The organism is Dendrosporobacter quercicolus (genome assembly GCF_900104455.1).
In the GTDB taxonomy this organism is placed as follows: Bacteria; Bacillota; Negativicutes; order DSM-1736; family Dendrosporobacteraceae; genus Dendrosporobacter; species Dendrosporobacter quercicolus.
The window spans coordinates 16,493-34,689 of the sequence record NZ_FNHB01000005.1 but is presented as its reverse complement, the minus strand read 5'-3'; the positions used below and the strand labels follow the sequence as shown (position 1 = coordinate 34,689).

Sequence of the window (18,197 nt, the reverse complement as noted above, 5' to 3'; positions counted from 1 at the left end):
AGCAGGCCGGTTTTGGCTAAAAGCCTGCCGGATATGTTATAATAGGAAATTGAAAAATGAAGAAGTTGGTGAACTGATGCAAATTCATGAAATACCGGCGAATATCGCCCGCGAACTAAGCATTAAGCCCAGGCAGGTTGCGGCAACCGTTCAATTGCTTGACGACGGCAACACCGTCCCTTTTATCGCCCGTTACCGTAAAGAGGTTACCGGTGAACTGAATGAAGAGCATATTCGCACCATTGAAGAACGTCTGCAGTATCTGCGGAATTTTGTAAAACGGCAAGAGGATATCCTCGCCAGCATCCAGGAGCAGGGCAAGCTTACGCCTGAGCTGTCTCAGGCCATCAATGCCACGACTAAGCTGCAGGAGCTGGAAGATTTATATCTCCCTTACCGTCCTAAAAAACGGACCCGGGCCCAAATCGCCCGGGAAAAAGGTTTGGAACCACTGGCGGCGGTCATGTTAAAGCAGGAAATTATGTCCGGCGATCCCCTCGACTTTGCCGCTCAATACATAGACCCCGCCAAAGAGGTGGATTCTGCCGAACTGGCCCTGGCCGGCGCCCTGGATATCATTGCCGAGACAGTATGCGAACAAGCCGGCATCCGCGCACTGATCCGCAAACAGCTGTGGCAGACTGCCGAAATCAGCACCGAACTGGCCACAGATGAAACCGCCGGTAAAGAATTTCTAACCTACCAGGACTATCATGAACCGGTAAAGCGTATGCCTTCCCACCGGATACTGGCTGTGAACAGAGGCGAGAAAAAAGAACTTTTAAAAGTGAAGCTGACTGCAAACCATGACTATAACATCGGCCTTATCACCAGGCAAACAATAACCGGTCAGTCCATATTCAGCGAGTGTATTCACCTTGCGCTGACTGATGGTTATAAACGCTTGTTGTTTCCCGCCTTAGAGCGGGAAATCCGGGCCTTGCTGACTGAAAATGCCGAAACGCAGGCCATCCGGGTTTTTGGCCTTAACCTTCGTCAACTGCTGCTGCAGCCGCCGCTGGCCGGTCATACCATCATGGGACTGGACCCCGGCTACCGTACAGGCTGCAAAATGGCGGTCGTAGGCCCAACCGGAGCCGTACTTGCAACCGGGACATTATATATCGCCATGAGCGACAGCCAGCAGCAGCGGGCAGCGGCTGCTGTACTCAGCGCGATTGAACAATATGGCGTAACCCTGATCTCCATCGGCAACGGCACCGCCTCCTATGAGACGGAGGAGTTTGTCGCCAGACTGATTGAGACCCACAGCCTAGCGGTACGTTACCTTATTGTTAACGAGGCCGGCGCTTCAGTCTATTCAGCATCCAGGCTGGCCAAGGATGAGCTGCCTGCGTTAGATGTTTCCCTGCGCGGGGCGGTTTCCATCGCCCGCCGTGTCCAGGACCCGCTGGCCGAGCTGGTAAAGATTGACCCCAAATCAATCGGTGTCGGCCAATACCAGCACGACGTTAACCAAAAGGGGCTGACCAGCACACTGGATGCTGTGGTAGAATCAGCAGTGAATCATATTGGCGTTGAACTGAACACAGCTTCCATTGAGCTGCTCAAGCATGTGGCCGGCATCAATACGACGGTTGCGAAAAACATTGTGGCTTTCCGCGATGTAAACGGGTCATTCCACAGCCGGTCTCAATTGCTGAAAGTGCCCCGTCTCGGTCCCGCAGCCTTCACCCAGTGCGCCGGCTTCTTACGGCTGCAGGCCGCTTCCAACCCTTTGGATAACACGCCTGTCCACCCCGAATCCTATGCCCTGGCTGAAAGCATTCTGGCCAAACTGGGCTTTACCCCGGCCGATTTAAATAATAAGGAAACACTAAAATCAATTCAGGCTCAGGCCCAGTCTGCTTCCGCCGAAGCATTAGCCGGCCAGCTTCAGGCCGGGCTGCCCACAGTGCGCGATATATTGGACGCCCTGACCAAACCGGGCCGTGATCCCCGGGAGGATCTGCCGGCTCCGCTTACCCGCAAAAATATTGTTAAACTTGATGATATTAAACCAGGCACAATTGTTAAGGGTACCGTGCACAACGTCACCGACTTCGGTGTGTTTGTTGATATCGGTATAAAAATCAACGGCCTGATTCACCGTTCGGAACTAAGCAGCAAGCCCTTCAAGCATCCGCTTGATATTCTGGCCGTAGGTGATATTATTGATGTTATGGTGATTAATGTTGATGCCGGCCGCAGCCGCATCGCCCTTAGTTTAAAGCAACTGCCCAAATAACAAAATATGAAACGCGGAGACAGGTCCCTTGTTTGCAAAAGCAAACAAGGGACCTGTCTCCGCGTTTGCGGCTTCCGGCTGCTGCCGGATTGCCTTATTTGGTTTGTTTAACAGGCTTTCTTGCTGCAAGCCCTGTTAACTGATTGATGTCATTTCATAAACCGGTACGGCTCTCTGGCGTATACCGCACTTTGCAGCTCATCAATCAGCGCTTTAGCCGCGCTGTCGATGAGCCGCAGTTGTGTCCTGAAACCGGCCTGGACGGCGGCATCCGGCAACAGCGGTATATTGACCGCCGCCATTAGCAGAGCGCCGGTCACGGCATGCTGACAAGCCAAAGCCCCGATAAGCAAATCCCCCGCAACATGCCCGGCAACACCATTCAGCAAAATCCGGGCCAGCTCCAATCCGCGAACACAGCTCCGGGCAATGGACAAAGGCACGGCAATCGCCTGTTCAACCGCGTCAGCCAGCTGACCTGCAGCAACGTTGTCCGTCAGGTCAGCTTGGGACAACAGCGGCAGCACTGCGGCCAATACCGCGGCGTCCCGGTCAATCAGACCGCTCAACGATTGATGGAGACCGGCCAGTTCGGCCTGAACGGCCGCTAAATCAGGGCCGGCGATCTGCTGTCGCGACGCCATCTCCAGTAAGCTCACGCCCATTAATCCGGCTAACGCCGCGGCGCTGCCGCCTCCCGGCGGCGGATTTTGCGCCATTTTATCAAAAAAACCGTCAACGGTTAAAGCAACCAGACTACTATTCATTTCCCGCTCTCCTCACCGCCAGAATCACTCAATACTGATAATAAAATGATAATGGCTTTGTCCCCCATGATATAGTTCAATGGCAATTTCAGGCCGGGCGGCCGTCAGCCCGTCTAAAACTCCCTGCGCCTGCTCCGGGGTTAAACCGGCGCCATAATACAGGCTGATTACTTCATGCTCCGGCCCCAGCATCTTTTGTAAAAGCTGCGCCAGCACTTCTTCCAGCGTAGCGGCAAACACGGTTACTTCATCATTGATCACACCAATATAAGACCCCACCGCAACGCGGCCGGCCTGAACGATGCAATCCCGCACCGCAATCGTAACCGCGGCGGCGTGAACTGCCGCCAGCCGGTTCTTCATCAGTTCTACATTGTCAGCCAGACTTTTTTCCGGATCGAACGCCACCAAGGCAGCCAGACCTTGAGGAATATTGACGGTCGGCACTACCTCGACCTTGCCGCCGACCAGCTTTTTGACTTGAGCGGCGGCGAGCAGAATATTGCTGTTATTCGGCAGAATGATGTACTGATCGGCCAGGCCACGATGGATGGCGGCGACAAAATCTTCCACTGCAGGATTCATCGTCTGTGTGCCGGTAATAACCAAACCGGCGCCCATTTGGCGCATGATTTCCGCAATGCCTGTTCCTGACGCCACGCTAATGACAGCCACCCGCGCTTTCTCCCCCGCACCGGGTTCCAGTGTGCTGCGATGCTGGTCAGCCATATTGTCAATCTTAATATTATGTAAAGTACCCCAGGTAATCGCTGATTCCAGTATTTTACCGGGATGATTGGTGTGAATGTGAACCTTCAGCAGTTCCGTTCCCTCAGCCAAAACCAGCGAATCACCCATTGTTTCCAGTAGCCGCTTGGCTTCGGCCAATGGTATTTTATTATTTTTAATAATAAACTCCGTACAATAAGGCCTGGTGATGTCCAACGGCTCCATTGCCGGCAATACCACCCGCAGTGTTTGATCAATCCCGGCCTCCGGCCCGGTGTAGGCGCCGCCAAGCCCTTCCATACAGCCGCGCAAAAAGACAATCAAGCCTTTACCGCCAGCGTCGACCACCCCGGCCGCTTTTAAAGCCGGCAATAATTCCGGCGTACGTTCAAGCTCAATTTGGCCGGCCTGAATGGCCTGTTCTAAAATATCATTAAATGAAGCTTTCTCCCTTACCGCCCGCCGGGTTCCTTTGGCGATGCCCTTGGCAACCGTTAAAATTGTGCCTTCCACCGGCTTGGCGACAGCACGGTAGGCACATAGAACACCATATTGAAAAGCCTTGCCAACCTCGGCGGAACCGGCCTGCTCTTTACCAGCCAGCCCCCGGGCAATACCGCGAAAGATCTGCGCCAGTATTACGCCCGAATTACCGCGTGCGCCCATAATAGCGCTATCGGCCGCCCGCTTGCTCAAGCTCCCGATGCCCCGTTCCGGCGCTTCAGCCACAGCCCGTGCCGCCGCCCCCAGTGTCAACAGCATATTGGTTCCGGTATCGCCATCCGGCACAGGAAACACATTGAGACGGTTAATTTGTTCATGTTCCAGCAGAAATGCATTATATGCTCCGGCAAACATGCGCCGTAAATCGCCGCCGGTGATTAATTCCTTACTGCCTCCCATAAATTCACCCCTGACCTATAATTCTTCCTGAAAAATCAACCCAATCAGCCCCGGACCAAGATGAGCGGCCAGCACTGAGCCAATACCGCTGATGGTAATATCGCTGTAAGGATATAGTTCCCCGATTCGGCGGCTTAATGCCTCCGCCTCAGCAGACGCTCCGGTTTCGACAATTCCAATCCGGGCCAGCCGGTCATACCGGGCTAACTCAGCCAGCATCCGCTCAATGGCGCGGCCGCGCGTTCTTACCTTATCCACCACAGCAACCTTGCCGCCGACTAAATGCAAAACCGGCTTTATCTGCAATATAGAGCCGACCAATGCCGCTGCTCCGCCAATGCGCCCGCCTTTGTACAAATATTCAAGCGTCGCCGGCGCAAACAAAGTGTGCGTAACTCTCGCCATTGCCTGCAGCCTGGCCGCAATGGCGGCGGCGGTACTGCCGCTGTCCGCCATAGTTAAAGCGGCCTGAGCCAAATGAATGATGCCGATTGCCGTTGTCCCCGAATCAATAATATATATATTATGGCTGTTTAACATCTGAGCGGCCGTTCTGGCCCCCTGGGCAGTGCCGCTCAGCGCTTCGGCCAGTGTAATTACAAGCACCTCATGACCGGCCCTGATGAGTGTTCCAATACCGTCATAAAGGCGCCGGTGGACGGCTGGGAAGTCCGGGGAATGCTGCGCCAGATCAACTGCCGGAATGTTGGCCGTACTGTCAATAACCACATGAATTTCAGGCATCATTAATCTCCTTTGCTAACGCAGCGCCATGTCAGCTCTGAAGATGACGCCAGTACCAGTTTATCATGTCTTACTTAGCCAAGTATATAGAGCGTCCGGCCCCTCTGCCCTTACCTTGTGCAGCTTCAATTAATATTATGCTTTATTTTGCCAAACTTGCCTGCTAGTACCTCATCTGTGTTAAAACAATAGATAATTTAGCGAGGATTTTTTCGTCCTACGAGGCGGAGGAGCCGCGCAGATCGGAAATTTGTAAGGCGACGACAACGCTAGCAGTGCGAAAAAAGATACGCTGGCTAAGCTAAGATTTAACTTTGTTAAGACACTAGTATCGTACAATATCCTTATGATCGCCTGCCGGTGCAAAGGATATTGGCATTTATCGGCGAAATAAGTACTATTTAATACCTGCAAAAAAGAACGTCAGTGCTAACGCCTGCATCACCTCATCAGACAGCCTGCACGGCTGACTTACCATAGTGAAAAAGGAGCGCTCATGAAAACGAAGATATTGTTTGCCTTGGATATAGGTACCCGCAGCGTAGTCGGCCTGGTTGGTGAGCAAACAGGCGGAGCCATGCGCCTGCTGGCTACAGAACGCCGGGAACACCACACCCGCGCCATGCTGGACGGACAAATTCACGATGTACCTGAAGTAGCCAATGTGATAGCGGCTATCAAATCTTCCCTGGAAAAAACCTGTGGACCCTTGACCAAAGTTGCCGTTGCCGCCGCGGGGCGGGCTTTGTGCACCATCAAAACGGCGGCCGAAATAGAAGTTTGCGGCCTGTTGACCGCTGATGATGAACGGTCGCTGGAACTTGCCGCCATTCAAGCCGCCCAGCACAAACTAGCCACTTCCAAAGCCGTAGCCGACCCCACCCAGTATTACTGCGTGGGTTACAGTATTGTCAGTTTTAGTCTGGACAGAACCTATTTAAAAACTTTGGTTGGTCAAAAAGGCAAAACCGCTTGTATTGAAGTTATCGCAACTTTTCTGCCGCGCCAAGTCATTGATTCCATGCAATCGGCCTTGCACGACGCCGGACTGGAAATGGCGGCCCTGACCCTTGAGCCAATTGCCGCAATCAACGTGCTTATTCCCCCAACGATGCGTCATTTGAATCTGGTACTGGTGGATGTCGGCGCCGGAACCTCCGACGTGGCCATCACCCGGGGCGGCGCAGTCATCGGTTATGGCATGGTGCCCTGCGCCGGCGACGAAATTACGGAAGCAATATCGCAAAAATATCTGTTGGATTTCAATGTGGCGGAAAAAATCAAACGCCTACTGAGCAGCAAACAAAAAAAGCTCAGCTTTGCTGATGTGCTTGGCATGGAACATAAAGTTGCGACAAATGAAATCATTAAGGCGGTTTCGCCCAATGTCGCCGAACTGGCCCAAGCCATTGCCGGTCAAATAATGCAGCTCAACCAAACCACGCCGCAGGCGGTATTGCTGGTAGGCGGCGGTTCCCTGACGCCGCTGCTGCCCGAAGCATTGGCCCAGGCCCTGGATATACCTTCAGCCCGGGTAGCCATCCGTAAACCGGATAGCGCCGAAGGCCTGGAAAACATTCCGGCCTGCCTGCAAACACCGGACGCAGTAACCCCGCTGGGCATATTAAAACTGGCCGGCAGCCGCACCCTTAATTTTGTCAATGTCACCCTGAACGGTCAGCCGCTGCACCTGTTCAATCTTGGCAACCTCACGGTCGCCGATGCTTTGCTGGCCGGCGGTATTGATATCCGCAATCTGCACGGTAAACCCGGCCTGGGCATGACGTTGAAAATCAACGGAAAAACCAAATTCATCGCCGGCACTATGGGGAATCCGGGCCGGCTTGAGCTTAATGGCGCAGCTGCCGCCTTTGACCTGCCGCTGGCCGAAGGCGATACCCTGGTGGCTCAGCGCGGCGAGGACGGGACAAATCCGGCGGTAACGGTTAAGGATGTCCTTGACCTTCCGCCTGAGCTTCAGCTGACCATTAACGGCAGCAACCACGTCATCGCTCCTGTGGTCACCATCAATGACCAACCGGCAACGGCTTCCTCCCCTCTGGCCGACCGTGACCAGCTTAACTGGCATTTTCCGTCCTGCCTGGCCGAGCTGCTGGCAGCCCTCGGCTTTGTCGCTGCTCCGCAAAAGTATATTTATCATATTAACGGCACTGACCGTAATTATAAAGTAAGCCCGCCCATAACGATTAACGGCCTGCCCGCAGCCGCTGACGCCCCAATAGCCGCCAACGATCAGATCATCATTCATGACTGCCCCGACCCGACGCTGGCTGAGCTACTGGGACTTGCCGAACAAGCCGGCGACCACATTTCCCTGTTGTTTAACAACAGCGCCTGCACCGTTCCGGTACGGCGTTATTCCCTGACGGTAAACGGTCAGCCGGCCACCCCCGGCGATACCGCCCCTAACCATGCCGACATCACTTTTTCCTGCATTGAACAGCCTGCCCCGATGATCAGCGATGTATTGCTGGCTGCTGAATTCAATCCCCGGACCGTTCCTGCGGCCAGTAAAGTGGAAATCTTACTGAACGGCCGGCCGGCTGAATACACGGCAATCGTAAAAAATGGCGATTCGCTGGAGGTTTTAATTACCAAATATAATGATTGCCACAGTAAATAACTCCTTGCAACTATGGGCAGCTTAATAACGAAGCGCAAAGTGATGGTTCCTTATCCGCCATTATCCTACCGTTTTAGAGCTGACAAGACACTAGTGACAGGGAGGTGTTCAGCGCCATGCCAACATACAAGGTGCTATTGGACGGCAAACAAACCGGCAGCCTGGTTACAGGCGCTACCTATGCCGACGCTTACTTTGACGCGGCCAGCCGGCTGCCGCTAACCTATGACAACGTTGTGGAACTCATCGAAATTGAAGCAGCCGCTCAGTTCCAAGATTAATGCTGCGGCGCCGTTATCCTGCCATTCCTGTATAGGAATGGTTTTTTGTGTGACCCATATCACAGCAAGTTGCCGTTTGTTCCTCTATAATAAAACCATAATTACCAGTGAATACAAGGAGGAACCATCATGAGCATGTTTTGCTATCAATGTGAACAGACCGCCGGGGGTACCGGCTGTACCAAAGTCGGTGTCTGCGGCAAAAACGAAGATATCGCCAGCTTGCAGGATACCCTGGTTTTTGGTTTAAAAGGAATTGCCGCCTATGCCCACCACGCCCGTGAACTGGGCGTTCGCGACGAACAAGTCGACGCCTTTATGCATGATGCCCTATTTTTTACTTTGACCAACGTAAATTTCAATTTACAGCGCCATATTGAGATGGTTTTGAAATGCGGCGAAATGAATCTGCGGGTCATGCAGCTGTTGGACAATGCGCACATTTCCCGCTTTGGGCAGCCTGGACCGGCCAAGGTATTTACCGGCGCCAAACAGGGCTATGGCATTTTAATTACCGGCCACGACTTCCTCGATCTTGAAGCCCTGCTTCAGCAAACCGAAGGTACCGGTATTAACGTCTATACGCATGGTGAAATGCTGCCCGCCCACGCCTATCCTAACCTGAAAAAATATTCTCACCTGGTTGGCAACTACGGTACAGCGTGGCAAAATCAGCGCAAAGAATTCGAGGAATTCCCCGGGGCAATTGTCGTAACCACCAATTGCGTAATGCCGCTGACCGATAAAAATACTTACAGCGACCGGATTTTCACCCGTACAGTAACCGGCCTGGAAGGCTCCCGGCATATCGCCGACCGCGACTTCAGCGACGTCATTGCCACAGCCAAAGCGCTGCCGTTACTGCCTGATAAGGACGGCGATTACACACTGACCACCGGGTTCCATCACAATGCCATTCTGGGCATTGCCGATAAAATTGTCGATGCCGTTAAAGCCGGAAAAATTAAGCGTTTCTTCCTGATCGGCGGCTGCGACGGAGCCAAACCCGGCCGTAACTACTACACCGAGCTTGTCGAAAAACTGCCCCGTGATTGCGTAATTTTAACCCTTGCCTGCGGCAAATATCGCTTTAACCATCTTGACCTGGGCGATATTGACGGCATTCCCCGTTTAATTGACCTAGGACAATGCAACAACGCCTACTCCGGCATTCAGGTGGCGCTGGCCCTGGCTGAAGCATTCCAATGCGGCGTCAATGATCTGCCTCTGACGCTCATTCTTTCCTGGTATGAGCAAAAAGCGGTGGCAATCCTCTTAACCTTGTTGCATCTTGGCATTAAAAACATCCGCCTGGGTCCTTCGGCTCCGGCTTTTGTCTCCCCCGGCGTCTTTCAGGTACTCAACGAAACCTTTGGACTCCAGCCAATTTCCACCGCTGACGAAGATATCAAAGCCGTTCTCGGCTAAAATACAGCCGGTTTAAACAGTGCAGAGCCTGGCAGGTCAACGCACAAAGGACGCCTTTTCATGCAAAAGCATGTAAAAGACGCCCTTGTGCGTTGACCTGCTTATGATATCAGCCGCTTTAAGGCCGGCTCATCCAGAATGCTGACCTTTTGGCCGGTAAAATCGATAATGCCGTCCCTTTTCAGTGCGCTCAGCATTCTGGTGAGGGTCTCCCGGGTTGTGCCGACCAAACTTGCCAGATCCTGCCGCGATAAATCAAGGCTGATTTCAATACCGCCGGCTTTGGGCCGCCCATGCTCACTGGCCAGCCGCAGCAGGATTTCAGCCGTCCGGGCCATAACATCGTTCAGCGCTAGATTCTTAATTTTCTGCTGCGCGTACAATAACCGCTGGCTAAGCGCCTTGATTAGCTGAAGGGCCAGGGCATTATTCTTTAAGATAAGCGTTTCCAGATCAAGATTCTTAATTAATCCAATACAGGATTCTTCCACTGCGATGGCCGTAGCCGGATAAGGACAATTGTTAAATAGCAGCACTTCGGCGAAGATCTCGCCGGCGCCCATAATTTTAATGATATGTTCACGGCCATCGTCGGCCATTTTTACAATTTTGACTTTACCGCGCTTAACATAATGAAACCCTTTCCCGGGGTCGCCTTCCAAAAAAATAACCGTCCCTTTGCGATACGTGCGTTCAATCGTATGCCGGTGGATCTGGAGCAATTGGTCTTCAGGCAAACTGCCAAAGACCGGTACATTTTTTAGATATTGAATATCCTTGACATCTGGTTCCTGCATGTTGGTCACCCTCCTCCCGGCAGCAAAATACTTCTGACAATATTTATCTATTAGCCAATCCTTCATTAAAAACCTGTTAAATTGTTAAAACTATCAGTAAGCAGCGACAAATCAGGAGGTGAATATGAACCAGCCCGCCAAACAGTGGAATAAAAGAATCTCCGTACTTATCGCTATTACCACGTTGGTACTGGCCGTATGCGCCACTCTGGCCGCGTTTAAGGCTGCATCGTACGGCAATCGCATGGTGCTGGCCCAAAGTCAGGCCGCCAACCAGTGGTCCTACTATCAGGCCAAAAGCATTAAAGAAACCGCCTATCAGCTTCAACGGGATTTACTGGCGCTGACAGCCGGCAACCAGGGACTGCCGGATGAACTGGTACAAGAAAAACTGGCCGAATATGATCAGAACATCGCCCGCTATCAGCAGGAAAAACAATTTATCGCCGATCAGGCCGGCATGCTGGAAAGCGAGTGCGGCCAATCCCAGGAACTCAGCACCAGCTTTAGTCAGTCCCTGATGTTTTTGCAGGTTGGTATTTTGCTCTCATCACTGGCTTCCATCAACAAAGTCCTTTACTACTGGTATGCCGGCCTGTTCAGCGGTATCGGCGGCATCTGGTTTTTTCTCCACGCCCTCTACTGGTCACTCTAGCGGAAGAACGCCGCCACAAAAGATGAACCGCAAACTACTCAAAGAACGCAAGGGCTCCCGCGAAATACCAACGCTATCGCGCTGGTATTTTTTTATTCCTGGCGGTACTTGCCTACGCTTAAACCGGTACTGCCCTTCTTAAAAAGCCTCCCGGCCGGGAGGCTTTCAGCGTTATTTTGCTTTATAGTAGTCGGCGACCCTGGCAAAAGCGATGGCGCTGGCCGCAATGGTAGCTGCAATATCTTCATCCGTATGCGCCGCCGACATAAATGACGCTTCAAACTGGGAAGGAGCCAGATAAACGCCCTGTTCCAGCATGGCGTGAAAATAGGTATTAAATGCGCCGGCATCGGACTGTTTGGCGCTGTCATAATCATCAACCGCTTTGTCGCTAAAAAACAGGCCAAACATTGAACCGGCCTGATGAAATTGCAGCTTAAGCTCAAACTTCGCGGCCTGAGCCTGCAATCCCTGGCAAAGCTGCTTGGTTTTTGCCGTCAGTTTATGGAAAAAATCCGGCTGCCGCGGTGTTTCAGGAATCTGTGAAATCAGCTTCAGGGTGACAATTCCGGCGGTCATGGCCAGCGGGTTGCCGCTCAGCGTCCCGGCCTGATACACAGCGCCGGCCGGTGCAATATGTTCCATAATATCACGCCGTCCGCCATAGGCCGCCACCGGCAAACCTCCGCCAATCACTTTGCCAAGGCAGGTCAAATCAGGCTTTACGCCGTATACCGACTGGGCGCCGCCCAGCGCCACCCGGAAACCGCACATGACCTCATCAAAAATAAGCAGCGCTCCATATTGCTCAGTAAGCTGCCGTACCGCGCCCAGATAACCCTGTTTCGGTAAAACCAGCCCCATATTACCGGCCACAGGCTCAATAATCACCGCTGCGATGTCCTGACCCATTTCGGCAAAAACACTGCGCAGTTCAGTAATATCATTATAAGCGACAGTAAGGGTATTGCCGGCGATACTGTCCGGCACGCCCGGGCTGTTGGGAATCCCCAGTGTGGCGGCCCCCGATCCGGCCTTGACCAGCAAACTGTCATGATGGCCATGATAGCAGCCGACAAACTTCAGGATCTTATTGCGTCCGGTAAAGGCCCTCGCCAGCCGAAGCGCGCTCATGGTAGCCTCTGTTCCCGAATTTACCATCCGGACCAGCTCCATTGAAGGCATCAATTCATTAATCAGTTTGGCCAGTTCGGTTTCCAGCAGAGTCGGCGCGCCATAACTGGTGCCGTTCAGGACGGCCTGCTGCAAAGCTTCCGTTACCGCCGGATACGCATGCCCCAGAATCATCGGTCCCCAGGAACCGACATAGTCAATATATTCATTGCCATCAATATCAATAATTTTGCTGCCGGCGGCTCTGGCGATAAATGGCGGTACGCCGCCCACCGCGCCGAATGAACGCACCGGACTGTTAACGCCGCCGGGAATAAAATTTTTAGCTTCACGGAAAGCCCGCGCCGACTGTTCATGCTTTACACTCATCTCTGCCAACCTCCAGTACTTTGCCTTACTTTAACCACCGCGCTGCATCCAAGGCGTGATAAGTAATAATGATGTCAGCGCCGGCTCGCTTCATGCCGGTCAGCGTTTCCAGGACAGTCCTCTGTTCATCAATCCACCCGTTGGCGGCGGCAGCCTTAACCATGGCATATTCGCCGCTGACATTATAGGCGGCCACAGGCACCCTGGTATTGTCTTTAACGCTGCGAACGATATCAAGATAGGCCAGCGCCGGTTTTACGATAATAAGATCGGCCCCTTCGTCAATGTCCAGGGCAGCTTCTTTTAAAGCTTCCCTTGCATTCGCCGGGTCCATCTGATAAGAATGCCGATCGCCAAACTGCGGCGCCGAATCAGCCGCATCCCGGAAAGGGCCATAATAGGCTGACGCATATTTAACGGCATAGGACATCACCGCAACATCTTGGTAGTCATTCATATCCAGGGCCTCTCTAATAGCGGCAACCCGGCCGTCCATCATATCCGATGGCGCAACCATATCAGCGCCCGCCGCCGCATGACTTACCGCAACTTTGGCCAATACAGCCAGCGTTGCGTCATTCTCAACCAACTGACCGGTCAGCAGCCCGCAATGCCCGTGATCCGTATACTGGCACAAACAAACATCACTAATGACCACCAGTTCCGGCAGCGCTGCCTTGATTGCCTTAATTGCCTGCTGAACCGGGCTGCCGGCATCCCAGGCGCTCGAGCCCCGGGCATCTTTGTATTCCGGCAACCCAAAAACCAAAACCGCCGGAATACCCAGTTCATAAGCTTCACGCGCCGCGGCCACCGCAAGATCAACCGAAAAATGATAGGCGCCCGGTAATGAGGCAATTTCCGTCTTAACCTTTACGCCTGGCACAACAAACAGCGGATAGACTAAATCCCTGGCTGTCAGGACGGTTTCTCTTACTAAGCTTCGCACCCCGGCGGATACCCGCAGCCGCCGGGGTCTGATCAGCGGAGCAGTCATTGCCCTTCCCCCTCACCGTTTAGGATTGCCTGCACTAACCCGCCGACAGTATACTCTTCAGCAATGATATCAGGCTCTATGCCATGTTCGAGACAAGTACCGGCGGTAATTGGCCCAATGCAGGCAACTTTTGCCTTATTAATTAATTCAGCGCCGTTTTCTCCCAGTAAACCCAACAGATTGATCACAGTCGAGGAACTGGTAAAAGTAATCAAATCAATTGCGCCGGCATCAATTTTTTGAGCCAGCAGCGGTCCGTCGGTATCAGCTTGAACCGTTTGATAAACAGGCGCAACCGAAACCGCAGCGCCCATCTCGGTTAACTTTTGCGGTAAAACATCCCTGGCAACCAGGGCCCGGGGAATTAATATCTTCATGTTCGCGGTTATTTTGCCCTGCAGGGCTTCAATGATTCCCTCCGCTCTAAATTCAGCCGGAACTATATCGGCGGTTATCCCAAAACGTTTCAGCCGTTGAGCTGTTTGAACGCCAATCGCGGCAACCTTAACGCCGCCCAAAGCCCTCGTATCGCGTCCGGTTTGAGCCAGGCGGGCAAAAAAATGGTCAACCCCGTTCACACTGGTCAAAACCAGCCAGTCAAAATCGGCTAACGCCTCAATTGCCGCATCCAGTTCAGCATATTGGGGCATAGGGACAATTTTTATGGCCGGCGCTTCAATGCACCGGGCGCCCAACGCCTCCAGCCTGCCTGTTAGTATACTGGCCTGTTCCCTCGCTCTGGTCACCAGCACCGTTTTTCCAAACAGCGGCTTCTGATCAAACCAGGCCAGTTGCGAGCGCAGCCGGACAACCTCGCCGACAACAAAAATAGCCGGCGGCTTAAAACCCTGCTCGGCCACAGCCTGCGCTGCCTGGCCAACTGTAGTGACCAATACCCGCTGCTCCGGCTTGGTGCCCCAGCGGATGACCGCTGCCGGTGTAGTGGCCGGGCGGCCGTGAGCAATCAGCCTGTCCGTAATATGGGGCAGGTTTTCCACACCCATTAAAAATACCAGTGTATCAACTGCAGTAGCCAGCTTATCCCATTGAATACCGGACTCAGCTTTGGCCGGATCCTCATGGCCGGTAACCACGGCAAAAGAGACCGCTATTCCGCGATGAGTTACCGGAATGCCGGCGTAAGCCGGTACGGAAACAGCCGAGGTAATGCCTGGTACGATTTCAAACGGCAGACCGTTTTCCACCAGTGCAAGCGCTTCTTCACCGCCACGGCCAAACACAAAAGGGTCACCCCCTTTTAACCGGACCACTGTTTTCCCCGCCCGGGCCTGATCCACCAGCAATTGGTTAATCTCTTGCTGGCCCATCGTATGGGCGCTTGAAGCCTTGCCGACGTAAATCAGCTCCGCTTCCGGCCGGGCATAAGCCAGCAGCCGGTCATCGGCCAGACGGTCATATACAATTGTATCCGCCTGCTTGATGTATTCCATAGCTTTTACACTAATCAGCTTATAGTCACCGGGACCGGCTCCCACCAGATATACCATGCCTTGCATACGTATCCCCCTATATGAACGCTATTATCAACCCGGCTTGCGCCAGGCTTTGGCAAAGCCGCTGCAAGCAGACGGCTAAAATTAACTTACACCCGCCAGACCGGCCATAATTTCCCTGCCGCCGGCGTCAAGCATCCGCTTAGCCAGCGCCTGGCCTAAAGCAGCGGCTTGCCGCTCATCGCCACAAATAGAATCCCGCACCGCGGTTGTACCGTCAACCGTTAAGATAACTGCCTCAACCCGTACAGCCTGCTGCTCAACTGTGCCATAGACCCCTACCGGCACCTGGCAGCCTCCCTCCACTTCCCGCAAAAAAGCCCGCTCGGCGGTAACGGCGGCCCGGGTTTTAGCATCATCCAAAAATTCCAGCATTACCCGCACAGTGTGGTCGCCACTGCGGGTTTCAATCGCCAGGGCCCCCTGGCCTACTGCCGGCAAACAGAGCCTGGTCGGTAAAATCTGGGTAATCCGGTCCTGCCAGCCCAGCCGCTTTAAACCGGCTACTGCCAGCACAATGGCATCAAGCTGCTCGGTTTCCAGCTTATTCAGCCTGGTATCGAGATTACCCCGCAAATCACTGATAATTAAATCCGGCCGGTAGTGCAAGAGCTGGGCTTTTCTGCGCAGGCTGGAAGTGCCCACTCTGGCTCCGGGCGGCAAGGCCTCCACCGACTTATATTGCGGACTGATCAGGGCATCGCCGGCATCAGTCCGTTCAGTAACTGCAGCCAGGATCAGCCCTTCAGGCAACTCGGTCGGCATATCTTTCATGCTGTGCACAGCCAGATCAATTTCACCCGCCAGCATCGACGTCTCCAGTTCTTTCGTAAATAAGCCCTTGCCGCCAATTCTGGCCAGCGGCACATCCAGAATTTTGTCGCCGGTCGTCACCACCCGCTGTAAGCTAACCTCCAGGCCGGCATACCGGCTCCGTAAACAATCAGCAATATAATGGGCCTGCCATAAGGCTAACTTACTGCCGCGCGTACCGATAACCAATTTTTCTTTCACTTTTTCTGCTCTCTCCTAACGCGTCAAGTTTAAATAATTTGCCGATTGCGTCAATATAAAACTGCTCATTATCCGTGCCGGCTGCTTCGTTAATGCGAACCATCGGATCACGTAATAGTTTGCGCACAATCATTTTCGACAGGCTTTCCATCACTTTACGTTGCTCTGAAGAAATATCAGGCAGCTTAGCCAAAGCCCGCTTAAGTTCACGAAGCCGTATCCGTTCGGCTTTATCAGCCAGCAGCGCCATCACCGGACGAAAGGACAGATAGCGAAACTTGTGTACTAATTCACTTATTTCCGTATCAATAATCTGCTCGGCCAGTTCGGCCTCCTGCTCCCGCAGCCGGATATTCGACTCAACAACAGCTTCCAGATCATCAATATTGTATAAGCTGACCCCGTTAATGGCCGCTACCTCAGGCTCCACATCACGCGGTACTGCAATATCAATCAATACAATCGGCTTGCCATTGCGTTTGGGCATCAGGTGAGCCACGTCCCAGGCCCTGATAATATAATGCGGCGCACCGGTTGAGGTTATGACAATATCAGCCTTGGCTGCGCATTTCATAAAATGCTCAAAAGGTACGGCTATCCCCTGAAACTTTTCCGCTAACTTTACTGCGCGGTCATATTTGCGGTTGGATACAAAAACCGTTTCCACCCCGTTATCAACCAGATGTCTGGCCGTTAATTCACCCATTTGTCCGGCGCCTAATAATAATACATTGGATTTGGATAAATCGCCGAAAATATTTTTTGCTAATTCAACCGCCGCATAGCTTACCGACACAGCGCTGAATGCAATTCTCGTTTCAGTTCTCACCTTTTTACCCACAGCAATTGCCCGGTGGAATAAAGTATTCAGAACCGTACTGGTCGTACCTACATCACGGGCGATAGAATAGGCTTTTTTCACCTGACTGAGAATCTGTCCTTCGCCGATCACTAAAGAATCCAGGCTGGAAGAAACCATAAACAGGTGTCTGATACATTCCACATCACTATAAAAAAATAAAAAATCCGCCGCTTCCTGCTGATTGGCCGCCATTTGCTCCAAAAACTTCTGCATCACCGGCATAGCTTCTTCCGCATCATCAACTGCTGCATACATTTCGGTACGGTTGCAAGTGGACAGAATGACACATTCATTCATGCCGTCACATTCCCGTACATGCCACAGGGCAGCCTTTACTTGCTCCTCGGAAAACGAAAAACATTCCCGAACTTCAACAGGAGCTGTTTTATGGTTAAGACCTAAAACTACCAGTTGCATTCCTAATCCTAGCCTCCGCCTCATTTATCTTACCTTGCCGCAGCAAGAGTATTACCTCTTCGTCAAAACTATCCCGCCAAAACTGCTCCCGTTCTCCTGCGGTCGCCAGCTTACTCTTCATTTCAGCCCGGACTGCGGCCACGATATCCAGATAGGTTCCATACTCTTCGCCATACCGTTCAGCCAGTTCCCGCCGCAATTGACTGGCGAACGCCGGACTTTTACCGCCGGTTGACACAGTCAGGAGCAAATCGCCCCGCGTAATCTGCGCCGGCACGTGAAAATTGCCAATATCCGGTTCATCAACGACATTGACCAAAATACCCCGGCTCGCGGCTTCCCGGGCAGCCTGCCGGTTGATCCCGGGGTCATCGGTTGCACAGATAACGAGAAAAAAACCGGCGAGATCTCCTTGCCGGTACAGCCTGTCCACATGATGAATGTGCTGTATTTGCGCTAATCGGCTTAAAGCGAGGGTCATCTTCGGACTCAATACTGTCACAACCGCTTCGGCCTTGAGCAGGGCGGCTGTTTTACGCTCTGCCACTGACCCGCCGCCAATCACAACACAAGGTTTCCCTGTGATCTGCAGATTAACTGGATAGAAAGGCACGAAAAGCCACATCCTTTCATATCTTAGCATAGTTCGACCTGTAACGGTAATTTCCTTTTTCGAAATGGTTTTTTATTGTCG

General features: G+C 52.8%; 15 protein-coding genes. 5 read left to right on the top strand and 10 right to left on the bottom strand.

Annotated features, from left to right (window positions below; genetic code table 11):
* Positions 1–76 precede the first annotated feature (76 nt).
* Positions 77–2,248: a Tex family protein gene (locus tag BLR06_RS10700; RefSeq protein ID WP_092073338.1), complete on the top strand. Its 2,172-nt coding sequence runs from the start codon at positions 77–79 to the stop codon at positions 2,246–2,248.
* A 149-nt stretch (positions 2,249–2,397) separates the two neighbouring features.
* Here the strand turns inward: BLR06_RS10700 and BLR06_RS10695 are convergent, their stop codons facing one another.
* From BLR06_RS10695 to BLR06_RS10685, 3 genes are read right to left on the bottom strand one after another with little or no spacing between them, the layout of a single operon-like run.
* Complete coding sequence (locus BLR06_RS10695) at positions 2,398–3,015, bottom strand: cyclodeaminase/cyclohydrolase family protein (protein ID WP_092072734.1); 618 nt, start codon at positions 3,013–3,015, stop codon at positions 2,398–2,400.
* Positions 3,016–3,039: 24 nt separating this feature from the next.
* Entirely contained in the window at positions 3,040–4,647 is a 1,608-nt protein-coding gene (locus BLR06_RS10690; RefSeq protein WP_092072731.1) for a DAK2 domain-containing protein, read from the bottom strand.
* A gap of 15 nt (positions 4,648–4,662) precedes the next feature.
* Complete coding sequence (locus tag BLR06_RS10685) at positions 4,663–5,394, bottom strand: DegV family protein (RefSeq protein WP_092072728.1); 732 nt, start codon at positions 5,392–5,394, stop codon at positions 4,663–4,665.
* A gap of 493 nt (positions 5,395–5,887) precedes the next feature.
* Here BLR06_RS10685 and BLR06_RS10680 point away from each other — a divergent pair, with 493 nt between their 5' ends.
* The 3 genes from BLR06_RS10680 to hcp all read left to right on the top strand — a co-directional run bounded on the left by BLR06_RS10680 (position 5,888) and on the right by hcp (position 9,744).
* Positions 5,888–8,035: a cell division FtsA domain-containing protein gene (locus tag BLR06_RS10680; RefSeq protein ID WP_092072725.1), complete on the top strand. Its 2,148-nt coding sequence runs from the start codon at positions 5,888–5,890 to the stop codon at positions 8,033–8,035.
* A gap of 116 nt (positions 8,036–8,151) precedes the next feature.
* Positions 8,152–8,316: a hypothetical protein gene (locus BLR06_RS19555; protein WP_173812901.1), complete on the top strand. Its 165-nt coding sequence runs from the start codon at positions 8,152–8,154 to the stop codon at positions 8,314–8,316.
* A gap of 129 nt (positions 8,317–8,445) precedes the next feature.
* Complete coding sequence (gene hcp / locus BLR06_RS10675) at positions 8,446–9,744, top strand: hydroxylamine reductase (protein WP_092072722.1); 1,299 nt, start codon at positions 8,446–8,448, stop codon at positions 9,742–9,744.
* Positions 9,745–9,845: 101 nt separating this feature from the next.
* On the opposite strand, the gene BLR06_RS10670 is transcribed toward hcp, so the two are convergent.
* A complete protein-coding gene (locus BLR06_RS10670) occupies positions 9,846–10,541 on the bottom strand; it encodes a Crp/Fnr family transcriptional regulator (RefSeq protein WP_092072719.1) in 696 nt (231 codons plus the stop codon).
* Between the two features lie 124 nt (positions 10,542–10,665).
* On the opposite strand from BLR06_RS10670, the gene BLR06_RS10665 reads away from it, so the two are divergent.
* Complete coding sequence (locus BLR06_RS10665) at positions 10,666–11,196, top strand: DUF4337 domain-containing protein (protein ID WP_092072716.1); 531 nt, start codon at positions 10,666–10,668, stop codon at positions 11,194–11,196.
* Between the two features lie 171 nt (positions 11,197–11,367).
* Here the strand turns inward: BLR06_RS10665 and hemL are convergent, their stop codons facing one another.
* From hemL to BLR06_RS10635, 6 genes are all read right to left on the bottom strand, one after another.
* Positions 11,368–12,699 carry a glutamate-1-semialdehyde 2,1-aminomutase gene (gene hemL / locus BLR06_RS10660; RefSeq protein WP_092072713.1) on the bottom strand — a complete coding sequence of 444 codons (1,332 nt, stop codon included), beginning with the start codon at positions 12,697–12,699 and terminating at the stop codon, positions 11,368–11,370.
* A 25-nt stretch (positions 12,700–12,724) separates the two neighbouring features.
* Entirely contained in the window at positions 12,725–13,696 is a 972-nt protein-coding gene (hemB, locus tag BLR06_RS10655; RefSeq protein WP_092072710.1) for a porphobilinogen synthase, read from the bottom strand.
* On the bottom strand, positions 13,693–15,213 hold the full coding sequence (cobA, locus tag BLR06_RS10650) for a uroporphyrinogen-III C-methyltransferase (RefSeq protein ID WP_092072708.1): 1,521 nt from the start codon (positions 15,211–15,213) through the stop codon (positions 13,693–13,695). Before cobA ends, hemB begins: the two co-directional genes overlap by 4 nt.
* 81 nt (positions 15,214–15,294) lie before the next feature.
* Positions 15,295–16,224: a hydroxymethylbilane synthase gene (hemC, locus tag BLR06_RS10645; protein ID WP_092072704.1), complete on the bottom strand. Its 930-nt coding sequence runs from the start codon at positions 16,222–16,224 to the stop codon at positions 15,295–15,297.
* A complete protein-coding gene (gene hemA, locus BLR06_RS10640; RefSeq protein ID WP_092072701.1) occupies positions 16,187–17,503 on the bottom strand; it encodes a glutamyl-tRNA reductase in 1,317 nt (438 codons plus the stop codon). Before hemA ends, hemC begins: the two co-directional genes overlap by 38 nt.
* Entirely contained in the window at positions 17,478–18,116 is a 639-nt protein-coding gene (locus BLR06_RS10635) for a precorrin-2 dehydrogenase/sirohydrochlorin ferrochelatase family protein (protein ID WP_092072698.1), read from the bottom strand. The genes hemA and BLR06_RS10635 overlap by 26 nt, the downstream gene beginning before the upstream one ends.
* Positions 18,117–18,197: the final 81 nt, after the last annotated feature.